Origin of the sequence: Citrobacter sp. U14242, from assembly GCF_046555775.1 — a bacterium.
Classification (GTDB): Bacteria; Pseudomonadota; Gammaproteobacteria; order Enterobacterales; family Enterobacteriaceae; genus Citrobacter.
On record NZ_JBKGLW010000007.1, the window covers coordinates 214,270 to 238,328 of the forward strand.

At 52.4% G+C, this 24,059-nt stretch carries 19 protein-coding genes and 1 pseudogene; 9 read left to right on the forward strand and 11 right to left on the reverse strand.

Going from position 1 to position 24,059, the window contains the following annotated elements; genetic code table 11:
* Positions 1-38 precede the first annotated feature (38 nt).
* Positions 39-428: an 8-oxo-dGTP diphosphatase MutT gene (gene mutT, locus ACLJXE_RS13640; RefSeq protein ID WP_410751151.1), complete on the forward strand. Its 390-nt coding sequence runs from the start codon at positions 39-41 to the stop codon at positions 426-428.
* Between the two features lie 88 nt (positions 429-516).
* Here mutT and yacG read toward each other — a convergent pair whose 3' ends face one another.
* Genes yacG through coaE form a run of 3 tightly spaced genes read right to left on the reverse strand, consistent with a single transcriptional unit; the run spans position 517 to position 2,084 of the window.
* A complete protein-coding gene (gene yacG / locus ACLJXE_RS13645) occupies positions 517-711 on the reverse strand; it encodes a DNA gyrase inhibitor YacG (protein ID WP_005124648.1) in 195 nt (64 codons plus the stop codon).
* A gap of 9 nt (positions 712-720) precedes the next feature.
* Entirely contained in the window at positions 721-1,464 is a 744-nt protein-coding gene (zapD, locus tag ACLJXE_RS13650) for a cell division protein ZapD (RefSeq protein WP_271454457.1), read from the reverse strand.
* The gene (coaE, locus tag ACLJXE_RS13655) at positions 1,464-2,084 is read right to left on the reverse strand and encodes a dephospho-CoA kinase (protein ID WP_410751152.1); all 621 of its coding nucleotides are present in this window, start codon (positions 2,082-2,084) and stop codon (positions 1,464-1,466) included. The genes zapD and coaE overlap by 1 nt, the downstream gene beginning before the upstream one ends.
* Positions 2,085-2,309: 225 nt before the next feature.
* Between coaE and ACLJXE_RS13660 the strand changes: the two genes are divergently transcribed.
* Positions 2,310-3,353 (forward strand): GMP reductase, encoded by a 1,044-nt coding sequence (locus ACLJXE_RS13660; protein ID WP_286630758.1) that lies wholly within the window; start codon positions 2,310-2,312, stop codon positions 3,351-3,353.
* Between the two features lie 107 nt (positions 3,354-3,460).
* Here ACLJXE_RS13660 and hofC read toward each other — a convergent pair whose 3' ends face one another.
* From hofC to nadC, 4 genes are all read right to left on the reverse strand, one after another.
* A complete protein-coding gene (gene hofC / locus ACLJXE_RS13665) occupies positions 3,461-4,663 on the reverse strand; it encodes a protein transport protein HofC (protein WP_410751153.1) in 1,203 nt (400 codons plus the stop codon).
* Positions 4,653-6,038 carry a type II secretion system protein GspE gene (gspE, locus tag ACLJXE_RS13670; protein WP_410751154.1) on the reverse strand — a complete coding sequence of 462 codons (1,386 nt, stop codon included), beginning with the start codon at positions 6,036-6,038 and terminating at the stop codon, positions 4,653-4,655. Before gspE ends, hofC begins: the two co-directional genes overlap by 11 nt.
* 9 nt (positions 6,039-6,047) lie before the next feature.
* Positions 6,048-6,485, reverse strand: coding sequence for a prepilin peptidase-dependent pilin (gene ppdD, locus ACLJXE_RS13675; protein WP_410751155.1), 438 nt, complete (start codon positions 6,483-6,485; stop codon positions 6,048-6,050).
* Between the two features lie 236 nt (positions 6,486-6,721).
* A complete protein-coding gene (gene nadC / locus ACLJXE_RS13680) occupies positions 6,722-7,615 on the reverse strand; it encodes a carboxylating nicotinate-nucleotide diphosphorylase (protein ID WP_410751156.1) in 894 nt (297 codons plus the stop codon).
* A gap of 87 nt (positions 7,616-7,702) precedes the next feature.
* On the opposite strand from nadC, the gene ampD reads away from it, so the two are divergent.
* A complete protein-coding gene (gene ampD / locus ACLJXE_RS13685; protein WP_410751157.1) occupies positions 7,703-8,266 on the forward strand; it encodes a 1,6-anhydro-N-acetylmuramyl-L-alanine amidase AmpD in 564 nt (187 codons plus the stop codon).
* The gene (gene ampE, locus ACLJXE_RS13690; protein ID WP_410751158.1) at positions 8,263-9,117 is read left to right on the forward strand and encodes a beta-lactamase regulator AmpE; all 855 of its coding nucleotides are present in this window, start codon (positions 8,263-8,265) and stop codon (positions 9,115-9,117) included. The genes ampD and ampE overlap by 4 nt, the downstream gene beginning before the upstream one ends.
* A gap of 75 nt (positions 9,118-9,192) precedes the next feature.
* On the opposite strand, the pseudogene ACLJXE_RS13695 reads toward ampE, so the two are convergent.
* A pseudogene (locus ACLJXE_RS13695) lies at positions 9,193-9,276 on the reverse strand (glycosyl hydrolase); the annotation flags it as partial.
* Between the two features lie 138 nt (positions 9,277-9,414).
* Positions 9,415-10,788 carry an aromatic amino acid transporter AroP gene (aroP, locus tag ACLJXE_RS13700; protein WP_410751159.1) on the reverse strand — a complete coding sequence of 458 codons (1,374 nt, stop codon included), beginning with the start codon at positions 10,786-10,788 and terminating at the stop codon, positions 9,415-9,417.
* Positions 10,789-11,352: 564 nt separating this feature from the next.
* Between aroP and pdhR the strand changes: the two genes are divergently transcribed.
* The 4 genes from pdhR to lpdA all read left to right on the forward strand — a co-directional run bounded on the left by pdhR (position 11,353) and on the right by lpdA (position 18,442).
* On the forward strand, positions 11,353-12,117 hold the full coding sequence (gene pdhR, locus ACLJXE_RS13705) for a pyruvate dehydrogenase complex transcriptional repressor PdhR (RefSeq protein WP_137383704.1): 765 nt from the start codon (positions 11,353-11,355) through the stop codon (positions 12,115-12,117).
* A 166-nt stretch (positions 12,118-12,283) separates the two neighbouring features.
* Positions 12,284-14,947, forward strand: coding sequence for a pyruvate dehydrogenase (acetyl-transferring), homodimeric type (aceE, locus tag ACLJXE_RS13710; protein WP_286630766.1), 2,664 nt, complete (start codon positions 12,284-12,286; stop codon positions 14,945-14,947).
* Between the two features lie 14 nt (positions 14,948-14,961).
* Positions 14,962-16,842, forward strand: a complete 1,881-nt coding sequence (gene aceF, locus ACLJXE_RS13715) for a pyruvate dehydrogenase complex dihydrolipoyllysine-residue acetyltransferase (RefSeq protein ID WP_410751160.1) — start codon at positions 14,962-14,964, stop codon at positions 16,840-16,842.
* Positions 16,843-17,017: 175 nt separating this feature from the next.
* Complete coding sequence (gene lpdA / locus ACLJXE_RS13720) at positions 17,018-18,442, forward strand: dihydrolipoyl dehydrogenase (RefSeq protein WP_286630835.1); 1,425 nt, start codon at positions 17,018-17,020, stop codon at positions 18,440-18,442.
* A gap of 111 nt (positions 18,443-18,553) precedes the next feature.
* Here the strand turns inward: lpdA and ACLJXE_RS13725 are convergent, their stop codons facing one another.
* The gene (locus ACLJXE_RS13725) at positions 18,554-19,348 is read right to left on the reverse strand and encodes a DUF2950 family protein (RefSeq protein WP_410751161.1); all 795 of its coding nucleotides are present in this window, start codon (positions 19,346-19,348) and stop codon (positions 18,554-18,556) included.
* Positions 19,349-19,357: 9 nt separating this feature from the next.
* On the reverse strand, positions 19,358-20,995 hold the full coding sequence (locus ACLJXE_RS13730) for a DUF3300 domain-containing protein (protein ID WP_410751162.1): 1,638 nt from the start codon (positions 20,993-20,995) through the stop codon (positions 19,358-19,360).
* 405 nt (positions 20,996-21,400) lie between these two features.
* On the opposite strand from ACLJXE_RS13730, the gene acnB reads away from it, so the two are divergent.
* Entirely contained in the window at positions 21,401-23,998 is a 2,598-nt protein-coding gene (acnB, locus tag ACLJXE_RS13735; protein ID WP_410751163.1) for a bifunctional aconitate hydratase 2/2-methylisocitrate dehydratase, read from the forward strand.
* Positions 23,999-24,059: the final 61 nt, after the last annotated feature.

Here is a 24,059-nt window from a genome sequence, read left to right on the forward strand (position 1 = left end):
AGGCGCAGAATTCTGCGCCTTTTTTATGGACGATAAATATGAAAGTACTGCAAATCGCTGTTGGAATTATTCGTAATAAGCACAATGAGATTTTTATCACTCAGCGTGCCGCCGATGCTCATATGGCAAACAAACTGGAATTTCCCGGTGGCAAAATTGAACCGGGTGAAACGCCAGAGCAGGCGTTAAGTCGTGAGTTACAGGAGGAGGTGGGGATTACACCCGTTAATTGCTCACTGTTCGAAAAACTGGAGTACCAGTTCCCCGACAGACATATCACTTTATGGTTCTGGCTGGTTGAAAGCTGGGAAGGTGAACCGTGGGGGAAAGAGGGGCAACCCGCGCAGTGGATTGTGCAAGATGCGCTAAATGTGGACGATTTCCCGCCAGCAAATGCACCAGCGATTGAAAAGCTGATTGCAGGATAACGTTTTTCGTAGGCCGGATAAGGCAACGCCGCTATCCGGCACATGATGGCGGGGGCGCTGCGCTTACCCGCCCTATGTTTGCGCTCAATTACTTCTGCTCTTCGCTCCAGTCATCGCTTTCTGACAGATCGCCGGAGCTTGGGATTCGCTTCTCTTCCGCGGCCCATTCACCCAGGTCGATTAACTGACAACGTTTGCTGCAGAATGGACGAAACGGACTGACTTCTGCCCACACGACAGCTTTACCGCAGGTTGGGCAGTTTACGATAGTTTGTTCAGACATGTTAACTCCTTAACAGCACGCCAGATCGAAATCGAGGCGCTCAGGCACCTGACCGTTTTCGCTATCCAGCGGCATAAAGCGAATGGCAAAGCGGCTCTTATGACCTGATATTTGCGGATAAAGCTGTGAAGCGAGCGGCAACTGTAAACGCAGTAGATCTGCATCATCGCCATTGTCCTGGTAAAAACCATTCAGGCTGGTTTGCTTACGAAACGGCGCCGAGTTGCGGATTAAATCCAGCACCAGAGACAATGCCTGGTTAAGAGGATTCAGGCTGGCAAGCCAGGTCTCAACCTGAGCGTCACGCTGAGTCTGTGGCAGATGCAGCCAGATATGTAAAGTCGGCAAATCAAAGCTGCAGCATCCGCCGGGAATACTTAAACGCTGACGAACAAGGCCAATCAGACGGTCTTCACGCAGAGTTTGACCGATGCGTGGGGCTGAAATCAGAATGCTGCCCGTACTTTTTAACTGCTGACGTAAAGAGTCGATTCTGCTTTGATCGACGCCGGGAACTTCAACCCAGGCCTGAAGTTTTCGCTGCTGTCTTTCCAGCTCTTTGAGGAGTTCAGTTCGGACTTCGCCACGTTCAAATACATCCAGTAAATCCCCCACATTGCGGAAAAAATGCAGTGCACCTGCGTGATCCACAATGGGTAAATTAATGGAGAGTTGCTGGATCAGAAACTCAATGCGCAGCCATGTACGCATCTTCTCATTGAGAGGGTGTTCAAAAAGGACCTGGGTGTGCATTACGGTTTTTCCTGTGAGACAAACTGCGACGCGAATTGCAAATAGCGCGCGTGCAGGCGGGCGACATCCGAGACGATGGCATCCGGTGCGCCATTATTATCAATAACATCATCTGCCACGGCAAGGCGCGCTTCACGTGTTGCCTGGGCAGCCAAAATTTGTTCAACATGCTCGCGTGTAACATCATCACGCTGCATGGTTCGCCTGAGTTGAGTCTCAGGGGTGACATCTACGACGAGTATGCGATCGGCTTTTTTATACAGCGCGTTTTCTACCAACAAGGGGACGACCCATAACAGATAAGGAGAGGTCGCTTGCTGAAACTGACGCTGTGTTTCCTGCTGAATAAGTGGGTGGAGCAAGGCATTTAGCCATTTTTTCTCATCAGGATCGGAAAAAATGCGTTCGCGTAAAATTCGCCGTTGTAACGAGCCATCCGCAGCAATAACGTCGGAACCAAAATGGTTTGCAATTGCCTGTAGGGCAGGCGTACCGCGTTCGACCACCTGGCGCGCAATGATATCCGCATCAATCACGTTTATTCCGAGGTCAGCGAATGCATTTGCAACGGTACTTTTACCACTGCCAATGCCGCCGGTTAAGGCTACCGTATACCTCATAGATCCAGATCCTGGAGTTTTGGTTTGATTATCAAACAGTTAAAAATTAAGCATGCGAAGGCGAAGCTGATGCAGGATTAACCTACTAATCGCCAGGTAAATTTATGGGATTGTAGCGTAAAAAAAGAGAATTTCGCAGTCTTGCGCGGCATTGATTAGTGCGTATGATAGCGTCACTGGAGTTGTGAGTTTCGATTTTTCGCCATTAACCCCAGGAATCCGCACATGCGTATCGAAGAAGATCTGAAGTTAGGTTTCAAAGACGTTCTTATCCGCCCTAAGCGTTCTACTCTCAAAAGTCGTTCCGATGTTGAACTGGAACGTCAATTCACCTTTAAACATTCAGGTCAGACCTGGTCCGGCGTGCCGATTATTGCCGCGAACATGGACACCGTCGGGACGTTTGCCATGGCAACGGCGCTTGCCTCCTTCGACATCCTGACTGCTGTGCATAAGCACTATTCTGTTGAAGACTGGGCCGCTTTCATTGCGGATTCCTCTGCCGATGTACTGAAACACGTGATGGTTTCAACCGGGACTTCGGACACTGATTTCGAAAAAACGAAACAGATTCTGGCACTGAATCCCGCACTGAACTTTATCTGCATTGATGTGGCAAATGGCTACTCAGAGCACTTTGTTCAGTTTGTGTCGAAAGCACGTGAAGCATGGCCGACGAAAACAATCTGTGCGGGTAACGTGGTCACTGGTGAGATGTGTGAAGAGTTGGTACTTTCCGGTGCTGATATCGTCAAAGTGGGTATTGGCCCAGGTTCCGTATGTACCACCCGCGTAAAAACCGGCGTTGGCTATCCGCAGCTTTCTGCCGTCATTGAATGTGCTGATGCAGCGCACGGCCTGGGCGGCATGATTGTCAGCGACGGTGGCTGCACAATGCCTGGTGATGTGGCAAAAGCGTTTGGCGGTGGGGCGGACTTCGTGATGCTCGGCGGCATGCTGGCCGGTCATGAAGAAAGCGGCGGTAAAATCGTTGAAGAGAACGGTGAGAAATTCATGCTGTTCTACGGTATGAGCTCTGAGTCTGCTATGACGCGCCATGTTGGTGGTGTTGCTCAGTATCGTGCCGCTGAAGGTAAAACCGTTAAGTTGCCGCTGCGTGGCCCGGTTGATAACACTGCTCGTGATATCCTTGGCGGCCTGCGTTCAGCCTGTACTTATGTCGGTGCATCTCGCCTGAAAGAGCTGACCAAACGGACAACCTTTATTCGCGTACAAGAACAAGAAAACCGCGTTTTCAATAGCCTGTAAGAGCAGGTCGTACTGTTAACTGACTGATGACGCAACGCTTATCAGGCCTACGCTCATGCTCTGTGTAGGTCTGATAAGGACTTTATGCCGCCATCCGGCAGTTGAATTTATCCAACACCACTCATTGCATCTCCCAGATGAAAAATCGGTAAATACATCGCCACAACCAGTGTACCGATAATCAACCCTGTAATGACAAGCAAGGCTGGCTCAAGTAATGCTGCCAAATTTTCGGCCTGAGACAGCGTGTATTCGCTGTGATGTCGGGCGAGATTTTGCAACATTGCATCCAGAGAGCCGGAAGCTTCACCGGTTCTCACCAGCTGTATGCACAGCGGACTAAATTCACCGCTATTTTTAAGTGCCAGCCAGACTGGCTTCCCGGCACTGATATCGTGATGCACCTGTGCCAAACGTTGGGCCCAGTAAGGGCAGTTAAGGGTTTCAGAGACGCTTTCCAGTCCTTGCAGAAAGGGAATGCCTGCGTTTTGTGTTAATGACAGTACGGTGAAGATCTGTGTGAGTTTTTGCCCTCTGACCATCGGCCCGATGATGGGGAAGTGCAGCAGTATTTTCTGGCGCAGAATAAGCCAATAAGGCTTCTGTTTTATCAACCCGTATGCTGTTCCCAGTCCCAGGCAGAGCAACCCTGCCAGCCATCCCCATCGACTGCTGTAGTGTGCCGCGGCCATAATCCACTGAGTGAGCGTCGGAAGCGGGGTGTTGAACGTGCGATAGATGGCGGCAAATTCAGGTAACACAAAATGCAGCATCGCCAGCACGACCATTATCGCCATGGCAAGAATGATAATGGGATAACGTAGCGCTTTTTTAACTTCATCCGCCAGTTGTTGTTGGTTTTTTTGCTGACGGGCAAGTTCAAAGCAGCAGTCGTCCAGTTTTCCCGTTAGCTCTCCGGTGCGGATCATTGCCTGGTACAGCGGGGGAAATACGTGTTGCCACCGCGAAAGTGAGGCTGACAACGCAATGCCTTGTTCCATATCGTAAGCCAGCGTGCGCAGCAATGCCTGCCACTGGTTGCTGGGATGCTGTTCAGCGAGCAGAGTTAACCCAGCGGAAAGCGTCAATCCCGCTTTAAGCAATGTTGCCAACTGGCGTATGGCTTCGGCACTGTTTGTTCTGCTCCAGTGCGAGGTTTTAACGCGCATCTTGTTAATGCGAATCGGTGTAATCTGCTGTTGTTCGAGCACAAACAGGAGCGATGGCCGGGTATCAGCCCATAGCATTCCTGCTACAGGCTGACCTTCGCGCGTTATTCCTTGCCAGCGCCATAGCTGTTTAGCTGACATGGGGCGTGCCCAGTACGCGGATCAGTTCTTCAAATGTCGTTAACCCTTGCTCAACAGCCTGACAGCCATCCTCGAAAAGAGTACTCATGCCCGCTTGCTGAGCATCTGATTCCACAACATCTGTGGATGAGCCATCGGCAATACGTTGCCGCAATGCTGGCGTAATGGGCAGGACTTCAAACAGAGCGGTTCGCCCATAGAATCCGTGATAGCAGTGTTGGCAACCGGGTGCCTGCCAACGAGGTAGTGGCGTGGGCCAAAGTGTTGCCGGGAGTGCTATGGGTGTATCAAGTCGTCGCCGACAATGTGGGCATAATTTTCTGACTAACCGCTGGGCAACAATTAACGTCAGCGCGGAGGCAATCATCCAGCGTGCCACCCCCATTTGCTGCAGCCGTATCAGTGTTTCACTGGTGGAATTGGTATGCAGTGTCGAAAGAACCAGATGACCGGTTTGTGCGGCTTTTAGGGCAATCTCAGCGGTTTCGCCGTCGCGGATTTCACCCACCATAATAATGTCGGGATCCTGGCGTAGCAGTGCACGTAATACACCCTGAAAATTAAGCCCTGCGCGAGGATGTATTTGTGTCTGATTGAGCCCTTCAATGGGGATCTCGACCGGATCTTCTACGCTACAGAGATTCACGTCAGGGGTGTTTCGGGTTTGTAGCGCACTGTACAGGGTAACCGTTTTGCCGCTCCCGGTCGGCCCGGTGACCAGAATCAATCCCTGTGGTTGCTGTAATGCTTGTGAAAACGCAGCCAACTGCGCCCCATGCATGCCCAGTGCGTTGATCTCCAGCGTTTGATTAACCTGATGAAGCAGGCGTAGCACTACTTTCTCGCCCCATCGGCAAGGCAGCGTGGCGATGCGAAACGAAATGGGGTCACCTGAAATTTCCACGGTAAATTGCCCATCTTGCGGGAGCCGGTGCTCGGCAATATCCAGACTACCTAATACCTTTAATCTTGCGGTGAGAGCAATGCCCATCTCTGTGGTGACTTCCGGTAATGTGTGTAGTACGCCATCCACGCGCATCCTGATCCGGTAGTGATTCTCCGCAGGTTCAATATGAATATCAGAAGCCCGTTGTGCCAACGCGGATTGAAAAGTATGGTCCAGCAACCCCGCAGCAGTTGCGCTGCTTTCTGTGATGATGGCCGGGAGCATTTTACGCGGCGTGTGTGTGTGGCCCTCCATTTGCTGACGTGTCCAGCACACAATATCGATACGCCTGGTCGTTGCAAAATGCAGTGCATCCAGCAGTTCGTGAGAAGGGGCATCCACAACGGCGATATGCACCACGTCATTGTCTGCATCCAGCAATACTCCCTGATAACGTTGGCAAAGAGCCGTCAGTTGTGTGGTATTCATCTCTTTTCCTTAGTTGGCATCAAAGCGAAAAACGTCTTCACAAGCCTGTTTCAGCGCGCTGTCATTCTGGATAGCGCAGTTGCGATTCCAGCCAGTTATACCGTTGGCGTTGTCCCAACCCGGTGTCATGGTGATGCTTAGCCCATTCAGACTTTCCTGCCCAGTGAGGCTGACGATACCTTTTTCAACGCTCATACCTGAGACATAGCGGGTGGTGGTCGGAGAGGGGATCCCATTTGTTCCGGCATCACAGGTTTCTGTTCCGCCGTGTTCCAGCGCGCAGAGTTCGACGGCAGTACGGTAGGGGACAAAGGTTTGCAGCATGTCTGTCAGCGCGGCTTTGCGCAGATAGTTTTGATAAGCCGGGATACCGATAGCGCTGAGGATGGCAATGATGCCAATAACCACCATCAGTTCGATAAGCGTGAAGCCTCGTTGCTTGTCCATTGTTGATTTGCTCCTTGAGTTAGCTGGCGCTACTTTTGCAAATCGAAGGGATTTTAGGCGAGGGGGAAAAAATAGAACGAGAAGGCTGGTTCAGAGGAATTTTACGCAATTACAGAATCAGACAACGTATTTGCGAGGGTACTCGAATAAACAGCCAGACCGCGGCGTATAAGGCTTATCTGGCTGGGGACTGTAGGCCCGATACGCGAAGCGCCATCGGGCAGAACAGTCAGCGATTAGCGAAAACGCATCGAGAGGTCGAGTGCGCGGACATGTTTGGTCAGTGCGCCCACAGAGATGAAATCCACGCCGGTTTCCGCGAATTCGCGTAGCGTTTCATAAGTGACGTTACCAGATACTTCCAGACGCGCCTGGCCGTTGGTACGTTTGACCGCTTCGCGCATTTGGTCGGGTTCGAAGTTGTCCAGCATGATGATGTCCGCTCCGGCTTTCAACGCATCGTCCAGTTCATCCAGGCTTTCCACTTCCACTTCAACCGGAACATCCGGGTGTAGCCAGAAGGCTTTCTCCACGGCCTGACGTACTGAACCGGAAGCAATAATGTGGTTCTCTTTAATCAGGAAGGCGTCAGAAAGACCTAAACGATGATTCGCGCCGCCGCCACAGAGCACCGCGTATTTCAGCGCTGTACGCAGCCCAGGTAGCGTTTTACGTGTATCCAGCAGTTGAGTTTTTGTCCCGGTCAGCAGGTCGACGTATTTACGCACTTCGCTTGCAACGCCAGACAGTGTCTGCACAAAGTTGAGTGCGGTACGTTCGCCGGTGAGCAACACGCGGGAAGGGCCGTCCAGTTCAAACAGCGGTTGGTTAGCCTTAATGCTGTCGCCATCTTCAACATGCCAGTTGATGCTGACATCATCGCCAGCAAGCTGAATAAAGACCTCTTCCACCCAGCGTTTCCCACAAAAAACACCCTCTTCGCGTGTAATGACGATGGCATGGGAACGCATATCTTCAGGTAAAAGCTGTGCGGTGATATCGTTATTGGCATCAACTTCTCCGCCTAAATCTTCGCGCAGCGCCTGGGCAACCGCGGCAGGGATATCGAGATTTATGCGTTCCAACAGCGCGTCACGTCGGTAGTCAGGGTTATAGCGGCGAGGCGGCATGATAAAACTCCAAATTGCTAACGAATCATAAGGTAGAAACATGCTACCCTGAACCTGATATGAGCACCACCAATAAGGAGATTCTGCATGTTGTTAGACGAGGGCTGGCTGGCAGAGGCGCGACGCGTTCCCTCTCCTCATTATGATTGCCGCCCGGATGACGAAAGCCCTTCTTTGCTGGTAGTGCATAATATCAGCCTGCCACCCGGTGAATTTGGCGGCCCATGGATAGACGCGTTATTTACTGGAACAATTGATCCCAACGCCCATCCTTTTTTTGCACAAATTGCCCATTTGCGCGTTTCTGCCCATTGTCTGATCCGCCGTGATGGTGAGGTCGTGCAATATGTTCCCTTTGACAAACGTGCCTGGCATGCAGGCGTCTCTTGCTATCAGGGGCGTGAACGCTGTAATGATTTTTCAATTGGTATTGAGCTTGAAGGTACGGATACGCTGGCTTATACCGATGTGCAGTACCAGCAACTGGCTGCCGTGACGCAGACGCTGATTCAGCGTTATCCGGCGATTGCCAGCAACATGACCGGGCATTGCAATAGTGCGCCTGAACGGAAGACCGACCCTGGGCCATCTTTTGACTGGGCAAGGTTTCGCGCCCTGGTCACCCCCTCGTCACACAAGGAGATGACATGACGCTGTTTACAACATTACTGGTGCTGATTGTTGAGCGCTTGTTTAAGCTGGGTGAGCACTGGCAGCTTGATCACCGGATTGAGGCTTTTTTCCGGCGGGTTAAGCATTTCTCTATGGCGCGAACGTTAGGAATGACCATTATTGCGATGGTGTTGACATTCCTGTTACTGCGCGCGCTGCATGGGTTGTTGTTTAATGTTCCGCTGTTGGTGGTGTGGATCTTAATTGGTTTGCTGTGCATCGGTGCTGGTAAGGTGCGTCTTCATTATCATGCTTACCTGAATGCGGCTTCACGCAATGATGCGCACGCCCGTGAGGCGATGGCCAGCGAGCTGACGCTGATTCATGGTGTGCCACCGGATTGTGATGAACGAGAGTTTCTGCGTGAGCTACAAAACGCGCTGTTATGGAACAACTTTCGCTTTTATCTGGCTCCGCTATTCTGGTTGATCGTAGGTGGTCCATGGGGACCGGTGACGCTGGTCGGCTATGCTTTTTTACGTGCCTGGCAGTCCTGGCTGGCGCGCTACCAGACGCCGCATCAGCGTCTGCAGTCAGGTATTGACGCGATCCTGCATGTCCTGGACTGGGTTCCGGTACGTCTGGCGGGTGTGGTCTATGCGCTGTTAGGACACGGTGAGAAGGCGTTGCCCGCCTGGTTTGCCTCGCTGGCGGATATGCATACTTCGCAGTATCAGGTGTTGACGCGTCTGGCGCAGTTCTCGCTGGCGCGTGAGCCACATACTGATAAGGTCGAAACGCCGAAAGCAGCCGTTGCAATGGCGAAGAAAACGTCGTTTGTCGTGGTTGTGGTGATTGCGCTGCTGACAATTTATGGCACGCTGATCTAGCGATTGTTGCCGGATGGCGGCGTAACCGCGTTATCCGGCCTGGCGCATGTGTAGACCGGATAACGGTGTAACGACTTAATACGTATCCGTTGGTGGCACGCCAAAATCCGGCATTCCGTTCTCATCCCAGCGTACAAGCTTCAGGCGGGTGTGGCGATGTGATATGGAGAGAATTATTGTCTGGTGCTGGTGTTTTTGCGTTGCAGGATAGCGCCGCTGATATGAACTACACAGTCATCTGTGGGAAAGTGTGAAGCAGATAACAACCCCCACCTGGTGCAGGTGGGGGAGGGAAAATTAATGCGCTTTCACGGCGCCGGCCGTTTTCTGTTTACACAGATAGCCAATGCCAAGAATGGCTATCCAGACCGGGATCAGGTACACAGAGATCGCCATGCCCGGCGTCATCAGCATAATCACCAGTACTGCGGCCATGAAAATCAGGCAGATCCAGTTACCCAGCGGGTAGAGCAGTGCCGGGAAGCGAGTGGCGACGCCCTGCTGCTGCTTTGCTTTGCGGAACTTAATATGCGCAAGGCTAATCATTGCCCAGTTGATGACCAATGCGGAAACCACCAGTGCCATCAGCAAGCCAAACGCAGATTCCGGTGCCAGATAGTTAATCAGTACGCACAGTGCGGTAACCAGTGCGGAAACCAGAATCGTGTTCACCGGTACGCCGCGTTTATCGACACTCATCAACGCTTTCGGCGCGTTACCTTGCTGAGCCAGGCCGAACAGCATACGGCTGTTGCAGTACACGCAGCTGTTATAGACAGAAAGGGCGGCAGTCAGTACCACGATGTTAAGCGCGTTAGCCACAAACGTGTCGCCCAGTTCGTGGAAGATCAGGACAAACGGGCTGACGTCAGCGGTCACACGCGTCCATGGCATCAGAGAGAGCAGGACGGCCAGCGAACCCACATAGAAAATCAGGATACGGTAGATAACCTGGTTAGTGGCTTTCGGGATGCTTTGCTCCGGGTTATCTGCTTCTGCTGCGGTGATCCCGACCAATTCCAGACCGCCAAAAGAGAACATGATGATAGCCATCATCATTACCAGCCCGCTAAAGCCGTGTGGCAGGAATCCACCCTGGCTCCACAGGTTACTGACGCTGGCCTGCGGGCCGCCGTTGCCGCTGAACAGCAGCCAGCCGCCGAAGATGATCATCGCGACTACGGCAATGACTTTAATAATGGCAAACCAGAACTCCATCTCACCGAACACTTTCACGTTGGTCAGGTTAATGGCGTTGATGATCACAAAAAAGGCTGCTGCCGAAGCCCATGTTGGGATCTCCGGATACCAGAATTGAATGTATTTACCTACAGCGGTTAGCTCAGCCATGGCAACTAATACGTACAATACCCAGTAGTTCCAGCCAGAGGCGAAACCCGCGAAACTGCCCCAGTATTTATAAGCAAAGTGGCTAAAGGAGCCTGCTACCGGCTCTTCCACCACCATTTCACCTAGCTGACGCATAATCAGAAAAGCGATAAATCCGGCGATAGCGTAACCCAGAATAATCCCCGGCCCTGCAGACTGAATAACGGATGCGCTTCCGAGAAATAACCCGGTACCAATCGCGCCACCCAGCGCGATAAGCTGTATATGGCGGTTTTTAAGGCCGCGCTTTAGCTGATCGCCATGCTGTTGACTTTCCATCATGAAACCTCGTGTGTGGTTTTACTCTTCATCTTTCGAGTACTTATATTTTGAACCACGCAGTGACGCGTGTGTAAGTTTGCAATTCCGTTTGTTGTATTAATTTATTTACAGTAATGAATTATGAAATGTTGCCTAAAGACTTTTGTCTTGATCAGAATAATGTTATGCGAGCGCGAATGCACCTGCTTTATGCGGCGTGAGTGACGAGTTGAATAAAAAGAAACCATTTGTAAGCGCGAGTTTATCTACCACAAAATTTCCAATTTGAATTTTTATTCGGAAATAATGATTGATAAATCGATAAATAGGCAGGTGAATCGGTTCAGATAATATATTTTTTCGTTTCAATTCGGTTAAAACTACCTCGGGATGGGTAAATTTAACATTTGTGCATAGTTACATGTTTGAAACGTTATTTCTGTAATGTTGTTAAAATATGCCTCCTTTACTGATTTCAATCAAAACCTGTATGGACAGAAGGTGAATACTTTGTTACTTTAGCGTCAAGAACATGAAATTGGTAAGACCAATTGACTCCGGGCAAATGGCTTAAGACAGGAAATCATGGCCTACAGCAAAATCCGCCAACCAAAACTCTCCGATGTGATTGAGCAGCAGCTGGAGTTTTTAATTCTTGAGGGGACACTTCGCCCCGGAGAAAAACTCCCACCGGAACGCGAGCTGGCAAAACAGTTCGACGTTTCCCGCCCCTCCTTACGTGAGGCGATCCAACGCCTCGAAGCGAAGGGCTTACTGCTTCGTCGTCAGGGCGGTGGCACTTTTGTTCAGAGCAGCCTGTGGCAGAGCTTTAGCGACCCACTGGTAGAGTTGCTCTCCGACCATCCTGAATCCCAGTTTGACCTGCTCGAAACGCGCCATGCGTTGGAAGGTATTGCGGCATATTACGCCGCACTGCGCAGCACGGATGAAGACAAAACGCGTATCCGTGAACTTCATCAGGCGATCGAGCTTGCTCAACAGTCCGGCGATCTTGACGGTGAATCTGATGCCGTACTTCAGTATCAAATTGCTGTCACCGAAGCGGCACATAATGTGGTACTGCTCCATTTGCTAAGGTGTATGGAGCCGATGCTGGCCCAGAATGTCCGTCAAAACTTTGAATTGCTGTATGCGCGTCGCGAGATGCTGCCGCTGGTAAGCAGTCACCGCACCCGCATTTTTGAAGCAATTATCGCCGGGAAGCCGGAGGAGGCGCGTGAAGCGTCGCACCGTCACCTGGCATTTATCGAAGAGATTCTCCTGGACAGAAGCCGTGAGGAAAGTCGTCGTGAACGCGCCTTACGCCGCCTGGAGCAACGAAAGAATTAGTGATTTTTCTGGCAGAACGTTAACCAGAAGATGTTGTAAATCAAGCGCGAATGTAAAGCGCGCGGCAACTAAACGCAGAACCTGTCTTATTGTGGTCTCGCGAGCGAGAACACAATGGGACAGGTTCCAGATAACTCAACGTATTAGATAGATAAGGAATACCCCCATGTCAGAACGTTTCCCAAATGACGTGGATCCGATCGAAACTCGCGACTGGCTACAGGCGATCGAATCGGTCATCCGTGAAGAAGGTGTTGAGCGTGCTCAGTATCTGATCGACCAACTGCTTTCAGAAGCCCGCAAAGGCGGCGTGAAAGTAGCGGCAGGTGCAGGGGCCAGCAATTATGTAAACACTATTGCCGTTGAAGATGAACCGGAATACCCGGGCAATCTGGAGCTGGAACGTCGTATTCGTTCTGCTATCCGCTGGAACGCCATCATGACCGTACTGCGTGCGTCTAAAAAGGATCTTGAGCTGGGTGGCCATATGGCATCCTTCCAGTCCTCCGCAACGGTATATGATGTTTGCTTCAACCACTTCTTCCGTGCACGCAACGAGCAGGACGGTGGCGATCTGGTGTACTTCCAGGGTCACATCTCCCCGGGCATCTACGCACGCGCATTCCTGGAAGGTCGTCTGACTGAAGAGCAGATGAACAACTTCCGTCAGGAAGTCCATGGTAAAGGCCTGTCTTCCTACCCGCACCCGAAACTGATGCCGGAATTCTGGCAGTTCCCGACCGTATCTATGGGTTTGGGTCCAATCGGTGCTATCTACCAGGCTAAATTCCTGAAATATCTGGAACACCGTGGCCTGAAAGATACCTCTAAACAAACCGTTTACGCTTTCCTGGGCGACGGTGAGATGGATGAGCCCGAATCTAAAGGTGCGATCACCATCGCGACCCGTGAAAAACTGGACAACCTGGTCTTTGTTATCAACTGTAACCTGCAGCGTCTTGACGGCCCGGTCACCGGTAACGGCAAGATTGTTAACGAACTGGAAGGCATCTTCGCGGGCGCAGGCTGGAACGTGATCAAAGTCATGTGGGGCGGTCGTTGGGATGAGCTGCTGCGTAAAGATACCAGCGGTAAGCTGATCCAGCTGATGAACGAAACCGTTGACGGCGACTACCAGACCTTCAAATCCAAAGACGGCGCTTACGTACGTGAGCACTTCTTCGGTAAATACCCGGAAACCGCAGCACTGGTTGCTGACTGGACTGACGAGCAGATCTGGGCTCTGAACCGTGGTGGTCACGATCCGAAGAAAGTCTACGCTGCACTGAAAAAAGCGCAGGAAACCAAAGGCAAAGCAACTGTAATCCTCGCCCATACCATCAAAGGTTACGGCATGGGTGACACTGCCGAAGGTAAAAACATCGCTCACCAGGTTAAGAAAATGAACATGGACGGCGTGCGTTATATCCGCGACCGTTTCAATGTGCCAGTAACCGATGAGCAGGTTGAAAACCTGTCTTACATTACCTTCCCGGAAGGTTCTGAAGAGCATACCTATCTGCACGCTCAGCGTCAGAAACTGCACGGCTACCTGCCTGCTCGCCAGCCGAACTTCACTGAGAAGCTGGAACTGCCGGCGCTGGAAGACTTTGGCGCGCTGCTGGAAGAGCAGAACAAAGAAATCTCCACCACTATCGCTTTCGTTCGTGCCCTGAACGTGATGCTGAAGAACAAGTCGATCAAAGATCGTCTGGTTCCAATCATTGCCGACGAAGCGCGTACTTTCGGTATGGAAGGTCTGTTCCGTCAGATCGGTATTTACAGCCCGAACGGCCAGCAGTACACCCCGCAGGACCGTGAGCAGGTTGCTTACTACAAAGAAGACGAGAAAGGTCAGATCCTGCAGGAAGGTATCAACGAACTGGGTGCAGGCGCGTCCTGGCTGGCTGCTGCAACATCTTACAGCACCAACGATCTGCCGATGATCCCGTTCTACATCTACTACTCCATGTTCGGGTTCCAGCGTATCGGCGACCTGTGCTGGCAGGCAGGCGACCAGCAGGCTCGTGGCTTCCTGATTGGTGGGACTTCCGGTCGTACCACGCTGAACGGCGAAGGTCTGCAGCACGAAGATGGTCACAGCCATATTCAGTCTCTGACTATCCCGAACTGTATCTCTTACGATCCGTCTTACGCGTACGAAGTTGCGGTCATCATGCATGATGGTCTGGAGCGTATGTACGGTGAGAAACAAGAGAACGTTTACTACTACATCACCACGCTGAACGAAAACTACCATATGCCGGCAATGCCAGCAGGTGCCGAGGAAGGTATCCGTAAAGGTATCTACAAACTCGAAACCCTCGAAGGTAGCAAAGGTAAAGTTCAGCTGCTGGGCTCCGGTTCTATCCTGCGTCACGTCCGTGAAGCAGCACAGATCCTGGCGAACGACTACGGTGTAGGTTCTGACGTATACAGCGTAACGTCCTTCACTGAACTGGCGCGTGATGGCCAGGATTGTGAACGTTGGAACATGCTGCACCCGATGGAAACTCCGCGCGTTCCGTACATCGCTCAGGTGATGAACGACGCTCCGGCAGTGGCATCGACTGACTATATGAAACTGTTTGCCGAACAGGTTCGTACTTATGTACCGGCTGATGATTATCGCGTACTGGGTACTGACGGCTTCGGTCGCTCTGACAGCCGTGAAAACCTGCGTCACCACTTCGAAGTTGATGCTTCCTACGTGGTTGTAGCGGCTCTGGGCGAACTGGCTAAACGTGGCGAAATCGATAAGAAAGTGGTTGCTGACGCAATCATCAAATTCAATATCGATGCAGATAAAGTTAACCCGCGTCTGGCGTAAGAGGTAAAAGAATAATGGCTATCGAAATCAATGTACCGGACATTGGGGCTGATGAAGTTGAAATCACCGAGATCCTGGTCAAAGTGGGCGACAAAGTTGAAGCTGAACAGTCGCTGATCACCGTAGAAGGCGACAAAGCCTCTATGGAAGTTCCGTCTCCTCAGGCTGGTATCGTTAAAGAGATCAAAGTCTCTGTTGGCGACAAAACTGAGACCGGCAAACTGATCATGATTTTCGATTCCGCCGACGGTGCAGCAGCAGCTGCACCTGCTCCGGCAGAAGAGAAGAAAGCAGCCGCTCCGGCCGCTGCACCCGCTGCAGCAGCGGCAAAAGACGTACACGTACCGGACATCGGTGGCGACGAAGTTGAAGTTACCGAGATCATGGTTAAAGTGGGCGACACCGTTGCGGCTGAACAGTCTCTGATCACCGTAGAAGGCGACAAAGCGTCTATGGAAGTTCCGGCGCCGTTCGCAGGAACCGTTAAAGAGATCAAAATCAACACTGGCGACAAAGTGTCTACCGGCTCCCTGATTATGGTCTTCGAAGTCGCAGGCGCAGCGCCTGCTGCTGCACCGGCTCAGGCTGCGGCTCCTGCTGCAGCGGCAGCTCCGGCGGCAACGGGTTCTAAAGAAGTTAATGTACCGGATATCGGCGGTGACGAAGTTGAAGTGACCGAAGTGATGGTCAAAGTGGGCGATAAAATTGCCGCTGAGCAGTCACTGATCACCGTAGAAGGCGACAAAGCGTCGATGGAAGTTCCGGCACCGTTCGCAGGTACCGTGAAAGAAATCAAAATCAGCACCGGTGATAAAGTGAAAACCGGTTCTCTGATTATGGTCTTCGAAGTTGAAGGCGCTGCACCTGCTGCTGCACCGGCACAAGCCGCGGCACCGGCTCCGGCCGCTGCACAAGCTGCTCCTGCTCCGGCTGCAAAAGCGGAAAGCAAATCTGACTTCGCAGAAAACGACGCTTACGTCCACGCAACTCCGCTGATCCGTCGCCTGGCGCGCGAATTTGGCGTGAATCTGGCGAAAGTGAAAGGTTCAGGTCGTAAAGGCCGTATCCTGCGCGAAGACGTTCAGGCATACGTGAAAGACGCGGTGAAACGCGCTGAAGCTGCTCCGGCGGCCGCTGCTGGCGGCGGTATCCCAGGCATGCTGCCGTGGCCGAAAGTGGATTTCAGCAAGTTTGGTGAAATTGAAGAAGTGGAACTGGGCCGTATCCAGAAAATCTCTGGTGCTAACCTGAGCCGTAACTGGGTGATGATCCCGCACGTGACCCACTTCGATAAGACCGATATCACCGATCTGGAAGCGTTCCGTAAACAACAGAATGCCGAAGCTGAGAAACGTAAACTGGACGTGAAATTCACCCCAGTGGTCTTCATCATGAAAGCGGTTGCTGCCGCTCTGGAACAGATGCCTCGCTTCAACAGTTCTCTGTCTGAAGACGGTCAGCGTCTGACCCTGAAGAAATATATCAACATCGGTGTTGCGGTAGATACCCCGAATGGTCTGGTTGTTCCGGTCTTCAAAGACGTGAACAAGAAGAGCATTACCGAGCTGTCTCGTGAACTGACCGTGATCTCCAAGAAAGCACGTGATGGCAAGCTGACCGCTGGTGAAATGCAGGGCGGTTGCTTCACCATCTCCAGCATCGGTGGCCTGGGTACTACCCACTTCGCACCGATTGTGAACGCGCCGGAAGTGGCTATCCTCGGTGTCTCCAAGTCCTCTATGGAGCCAGTGTGGAACGGTAAAGAGTTTATGCCGCGTCTGATGATGCCGATTTCGCTCTCCTTCGACCACCGTGTAATCGACGGTGCAGATGGTGCGCGCTTTATCACTATCATCAACAACATGCTGTCTGACATTCGCCGCCTGGTGATGTAAGCGAAAAAGCCGGCCCGACGGCCGGCTTTTTTCTGGTAATCTCATGAAGTCAGTGGGGTTATTGTGCGAAAGACAAATCGGTTGCCGTTTGTTGTTTCAAAATTGTTAACAATTTTGTAAAATACGGGCGGATAGAACGACCCGGTGGACGACGGGTATAAATTAAGAGGTCATGATGAGCACTGAAATCAAAACTCAGGTCGTGGTACTTGGGGCAGGCCCGGCAGGTTACTCTGCTGCCTTCCGTTGCGCAGATTTAGGTCTGGAGACCGTCATCGTAGAACGTTACAGCACCCTTGGTGGTGTTTGTCTGAACGTCGGCTGTATCCCTTCTAAAGCGCTGCTGCACGTAGCAAAAGTTATCGAAGAAGCCAAAGCACTGGCTGAACACGGTATTGTTTTTGGCGAGCCGAAAACTGATATCGACAAGATTCGTACCTGGAAAGAAAAAGTTATCACTCAACTGACCGGCGGTCTGGCGGGTATGGCCAAAGGCCGTAAAGTGAAAGTGGTTAACGGTCTGGGTAAATTTACCGGGGCTAACACTCTGGAAGTTGAAGGTGAAAACGGCAAAACCGTCATCAACTTCGACAACGCAATCATCGCGGCGGGTTCCCGTCCGATCCAGTTGCCGTTCATTCCGCACGAAGATCCGCGCGTATGGGACTCCACTGACGCGCTGGAACTGAAATCCGTACCGAAGCGTATGCTGGTTATGGGTGGCGGTATTATCGGTCTGGAAATGGGTACCGTGTATCACGCGCTGGGTTCAGAGATTGATGTGGTTGAAATGTTCGACCAGGTTATCCCGGCTGCCGATAAAGACGTGGTGAAAGTCTTCACCAAACGCATCAGCAAGAAATTCAACCTGATGCTGGAAACCAAAGTGACTGCCGTTGAAGCGAAAGAAGACGGTATTTACGTTTCCATGGAAGGCAAAAAAGCGCCTGCTGAAGCACAGCGTTACGACGCCGTACTGGTTGCTATCGGTCGTGTACCGAACGGTAAAAACCTCGACGCAGGTAAAGCGGGCGTTGAAGTTGATGACCGTGGCTTCATCCGCGTGGACAAACAACTGCGTACCAACGTACCGCATATCTTTGCTATCGGCGATATCGTCGGCCAGCCGATGCTGGCGCACAAAGGTGTTCATGAAGGTCACGTTGCCGCTGAAGTTATCGCCGGTAAGAAACACTACTTCGACCCGAAAGTTATCCCATCCATCGCGTACACTGAACCAGAAGTTGCATGGGTTGGCCTGACTGAGAAAGAAGCGAAAGAAAAAGGCATCAGCTTTGAGACCGCCACCTTCCCGTGGGCTGCTTCTGGTCGTGCTATCGCTTCCGACTGCGCAGACGGTATGACCAAACTGATTTTCGACAAAGAATCTCACCGTGTTATCGGTGGTGCGATTGTCGGTACCAACGGCGGCGAGCTGCTGGGTGAAATTGGTCTGGCGATCGAAATGGGTTGCGACGCGGAAGACATCGCACTGACCATCCACGCGCACCCGACTCTGCATGAGTCCGTGGGCCTGGCGGCAGAAGTGTTCGAAGGTAGCATCACCGACCTGCCAAACCCGAAAGCGAAGAAAAAGTAATCTTCCCGCTTTTGTGAAAACGCCTCTTCGGAGGCGTTTTTTTTTGCCTAAAACGTCACCGTAATTTCCCCGGCAGACGCTTTATGACGCGACAACCAACGCGTTGATTGTTCAGGGGGCTACGGGATGCCAGATTTTTTCAGGGTTGTACTCAGTCATCGCCTGCGCTTTCTGTTGCGATGCTTCGCCAAGGTTGGCCTGATATACATTGTCATCGCCGCTAATCATAAAGCTCATCACCCCGGTGTGACCGTAGCTAATGGGCCATGCAACCATGGCAAAACCACTGGCTTTGTCCGGCAGTATGCGGAAACGATAACCGTGATAACCCGTGCCGGGTTCTTGTGGGCTGAAGGCGGGTCCCAGAGGGCTTGGCGCTTCGCCTGGTGCGACTGGCCAGTAAAGCCCATCTTTTTTACCTTCGCTACTGACAATTTTTTGCGCATACGACTTGTTTAGCGCGTAATAACTTTGCTGCGCGTCAACGTAGGCATGCAGTGCTTCGATTGCTGAAAGCTCGTTGCGACCGATCGTTCGGGTGAGGATCTCCTCCTGGGCTTCGGTCATATCGAACGCCCAGCCTTTGCTGGTTTTCACCATCGGTATGGGTAACTGCCAGTCATCTTGCCCCACGTTGAGATGCGCCATATTGTCCTGCAGCACAATATGATGGCTCACCTTCCAGTCGCGATTAAAGCGTGCCACCGCTTCCGGATCGGCCCCTTCTGGTGGCAAAAAATGTCGCCAGTTTTCGCCCAGTAGTGCCGTGAGCTGCTTTTCATTTTGCTGCGCCACCGCAGCGGCAAATGCACTGGCCGCTTCTTCGGGGGAGGTGAACGCCTGTTGCGCATAGCTCACCAGCGGCAAGGAGAGCAACAGGGCGCTTAACATCATTTTTTTCATCATCGGCTCCGGTTAACGACGGCGAAATTCGTGGTGCTCAGAAAAATTCTCACGTGCCGCAGCACGCTGCCCGCTGTTGAGGTTGCTCGCACGACGGCTTTCCTGCCCACGTAGTTGCTGGGACTGCCACGACGGTGAGCGACTGTCATTCCCGCTGAAGACGTTTGAATGCGTATTCTGACGTGAGGCCAGACGTTGTTGCGAGTTGGATGATTCAACGCGTTGGCGAGCGGTTTCCCTTTGCTGCTGTGAAACCGGATGCTGCTGAGCTTTTGACTTCAGTTCAGAGCGGTGCTGCTGTTGCGTAGTGGATTTATTCAGCGTCTTCTGTGCTGCTTCACGACGGCTGTTGTTTTGTGTTTCGTCATAGCCACGATAGTTATTGCGCTGGGCAATTTGATTGAGTTGTGAAGAGGCGGCGTTGCGTTGAGCATCCCGCGATGTTTGACCCGACAGGTTTGCCGGGGAGGTCTGGCTACGCTGTTGGAACTGCGTCATTGCAGCCTGACGCTGGCTGTCCCGTGTGGCTGTGGTGGCCGGTGTATGTTGAGTGGCACTTAATCCCCCACTAACGTTGGTCTGATGAAAACGTTGTGCGACCGCGTCATTCTGGTAAGGCACGCCGTTACGGTACGCAGGGTTGTGCTGCCAGGCAATGTTTTGTCCTTTCAGGTTTTGTCCGGAGATATGGTTGAAATTGTTAACATCAATATTGATGTTATCTCCGTTGTGCTGGTAGCCATTACCGCCGTGGGGGCCGTCATGGTCATGGTAGTCATCATCATGGTGATGGTCGTCGTCATCCCAGTCGATGTTACTGAACAGTGCATAGGTCGTCGCAACGCCCAGACTATAGCCGAAACCTTTGACGAAGCTATCGGCAAACTGCTCTCCCGGGGGGGGCGGCAGATAGACGGGCGGGTAGGCAGTATTAGGCCAGCTGCCGTAAACAACGGTTGGATTGTAGTTCGGCACATATACCACCTGTGGGTCGGTCGGCTCAATTTTGATAACCGTCGAGGTGGGGGCGCTGCTGGTCACTTTCGTCGTTGATGATGATGGCGTCTGAACCACCGTTGTTTTCTGGGTGTTCGTGACTGTTTGCTGTGGTGTGGATTTTAGCGAGCCTGTTTGCTGGGCTAGCAAACGCAGGCGCTGTACGGCATCCATCACGTCCTGTGGTTGTGCCAAAAACGCATTCCCCAGGTTTTGTACCCAGTCAGGGTTTTCGCCCATCAGAGCCATCAGTTGCGGAAATGCCACCAGCGACTTCACACTGGGGTCCCATGACTGGCCGGACACTGCCTGAATGGCGGCGTCACCTTGCAGTGTCGGATTATCACGAGACCACTGAACCGCCTGCACCACGTTCGATGGATACGTTGAGGCCATCAACACCTGAGAAAGTAACGGGTCAGGGTAGAGCGCAACAGGGGCGACCCACTGATCGAGTTGAGCTGTGGTATACGTTGTTGCCGCAACCGGGGCTACTGCGGGAGCCGCCGCAACGGGCGGTGGAGGCGCTACTGCCGGGGCAGACTGCGAAGGGGCTTCTGGTGTGCGGCTGTTTACAAACAGTACGCCCGCACCGACAAATAACCCTGCACTGCACGCCAGAGCAATGATATGGGGCTTAAAGGGCAACGTCATTTTATCTCTCCCGATTCATTAAGAATCGTCATCGTCATTATGCCTGCCGCCAGTGGATGCAGTGTTCCGTGAGTATAAAGAGACAATAGTTTAATTTTTGACGAATCTTGGGATCGTTAACGCAAGTTTATTGTCAGGGAGCGAAATAATGTGACTAAACATTACTGGCGAAAATTATCATTCCCCTTCTGCCATTGCGAAGAGCGTTAGACCATCCTTAACGATTCAGCCAATTTTTTATGTTGCTTTTTTGTAAACAGATTAACACCCAACGAAAATCCTGTTATTGTGCCTTTTGCGGTACCGGGCATTTACCCTACTAACTGCTGTCTCACAGGAGCGTGAAGAGAATCGCCCATATACAAAAACGCCGCATTATGACAATGAGAGCGAGGAGATATCGTCGTGCTAGAAGAATACCGTAAGCACGTAGCTGAGCGTGCCGCCCAGGGGATTGTGCCGAAACCCTTAGACGCAACCCAAATGGCTGCACTTGTCGAGCTGCTGAAGACCCCGCCTGTGGGCGAAGAAGAATTCCTGTTAGACCTGTTGATTAACCGCGTTCCCCCTGGTGTAGATGAAGCCGCTTACGTTAAAGCCGGTTTTCTCGCCGCTGTCGCTAAAGGTGACACTACCTCTCCGCTGATCACGCCAGAAAAAGCCATCGAACTGCTGGGTACCATGCAGGGCGGTTATAACATTCATCCGCTGATTGATGCGCTGGACGATGCAAAACTGGCGCCGATTGCCGCCAAAGCGCTCTCTTCAACGCTGCTGATGTTTGATAACTTCTACGATGTAGAAGAAAAAGCCAAAGCTGGCAACGAATATGCTAAGCAGGTGATGCAGTCCTGGGCTGATGCCGAATGGTTCCTGAACCGTCCTGCTCTGGCTGATAAAATCACCGTTACCGTCTTCAAAGTGACGGGTGAAACCAACACTGATGACCTGTCTCCGGCCCCGGACGCGTGGTCTCGCCCTGATATTCCGCTGCACGCCCTGGCAATGCTGAAAAACGCCCGTGAAGGTATCGAACCGGATCAGCCGGGTGTTGTTGGCCCGATCAAACAGATCGAAGCATTACAGAAAAAAGGTTATCCCCTGGCCTATGTGGGGGACGTTGTCGGTACCGGTTCTTCGCGTAAATCTGCGACCAACTCCGTGCTGTGGTTTATGGGTGATGATATCCCTCATGTACCGAACAAGCGTGGCGGTGGTTTGTGTCTGGGTGGCAAAATTGCCCCCATTTTCTTCAACACTATGGAAGATGCGGGCGCGCTGCCAATTGAAGTGGACGTAAGCAACCTGAACATGGGCGACGTGATTGACGTTTACCCGTTCAAGGGCGAAGTGCGTAACCATGAAACCGACGAACTGCTGGCTTCCTTCGAACTGAAAACCGATGTGCTGGTTGACGAAGTGCGCGCCGGTGGCCGTATTCCGCTGATTATTGGTCGTGGTCTGACTACCAAAGCGCGTGAAGCGCTGGGCCTGCCGCACAGTGATGTATTCCGTCAGGCGAAAGATGTGGCGGAAAGCAGCCGTGGTTACTCTCTGGCACAGAAAATGGTGGGTCGCGCATGCGGCGTGAAGGGTATTCGTCCGGGCGCGTACTGCGAACCGAAGATGACGTCCGTGGGCTCTCAGGATACCACTGGCCCAATGACCCGTGATGAACTGAAAGACCTGGCGTGCCTGGGCTTCTCTTCTGACCTGGTGATGCAGTCGTTCTGCCATACCGCTGCGTATCCGAAACCCGTTGACGTGACCACCCACCATACTCTGCCTGACTTCATCATGAACCGTGGCGGCGTGTCGCTGCGTCCGGGCGATGGCGTAATCCACTCCTGGCTGAACCGTATGCTGCTGCCGGATACCGTAGGTACCGGTGGTGACTCCCATACCCGTTTCCCAATCGGTATCTCTTTCCCGGCGGGGTCTGGTCTGGTGGCGTTCGCGGCTGCGACGGGTGTGATGCCGCTGGATATGCCGGAATCTGTTCTGGTGCGTTTCAAAGGCAAAATGCAGCCGGGTATCACCCTGCGTGACCTGGTTCATGCCATCCCGCTGTACGCGATCAAACAAGGTCTGCTGACCGTTGAGAAGAAAGGCAAGAAAAACATCTTCTCTGGCCGCATTCTGGAAATTGAAGGTCTGCCGGATCTGAAAGTTGAGCAGGCATTCGAACTGACCGATGCGTCCGCTGAGCGTTCCGCTGCCGGTTGTACCATCAAGCTGAACAAAGAGCCGATCGTTGAATACCTCAGCTCTAACATCGTTCTGCTGAAATGGATGATCGCAGAAGGTTACGGCGATCGCCGTACGCTGGAGCGTCGCATTCAGGGTATGGAAAAATGGTTGGCGGACCCGCAACTGCTGGAAGCCGATGCTGACGCCGAATACGCGGCAGTGATCGACATCGATCTGGCGGATATCAAAGAGCCGATCCTGTGTGCACCGAACGATCCGGACGACGCGCGTCTGCTGTCTGACGTGCAGGGCGAGAAGATTGACGAAGTGTTCATCGGTTCCTGCATGACAAACATTGGTCACTTCCGTGCTGCCGGTAAACTGCTGGATGCGCATAAAGGTCAGTTGCCGACGCGTCTGTGGGTTGCTCCACCAACGCGTATGGATGCGGCACAGCTTACCGAGGAAGGCTATTACAGCGTCTTTGGTAAGAGCGGGGCGCGTATCGAGATTCCTGGCTGTTCACTGTGCATGGGTAACCAGGCGCGTGTGGCAGACGGTGCGACAGTTGTTTCTACCTCAACCCGTAACTTCCCGAACCGTTTAGGTACGGGGGCGAACGTCTACCTGGCTTCTGCAGAGCTGGCGGCGGTTGCTGCGCTGATCGGTAAACTGCCGACAGCGGAAGAGTATCAGACCTATGTGGCGCAGGTAGATAAAACGGCCGTGGATACTTACCGGTATCTGAACTTCGACCAGCTCTCTCAGTATACCGAGAAAGCAGATAGCGTCATTTTCCAGACTGCGGTTTAATTCGCGACCACATTTAGCGTAAAAACGCATCAATGCCCGAAGAAGCTGACTTCTCCGGGCA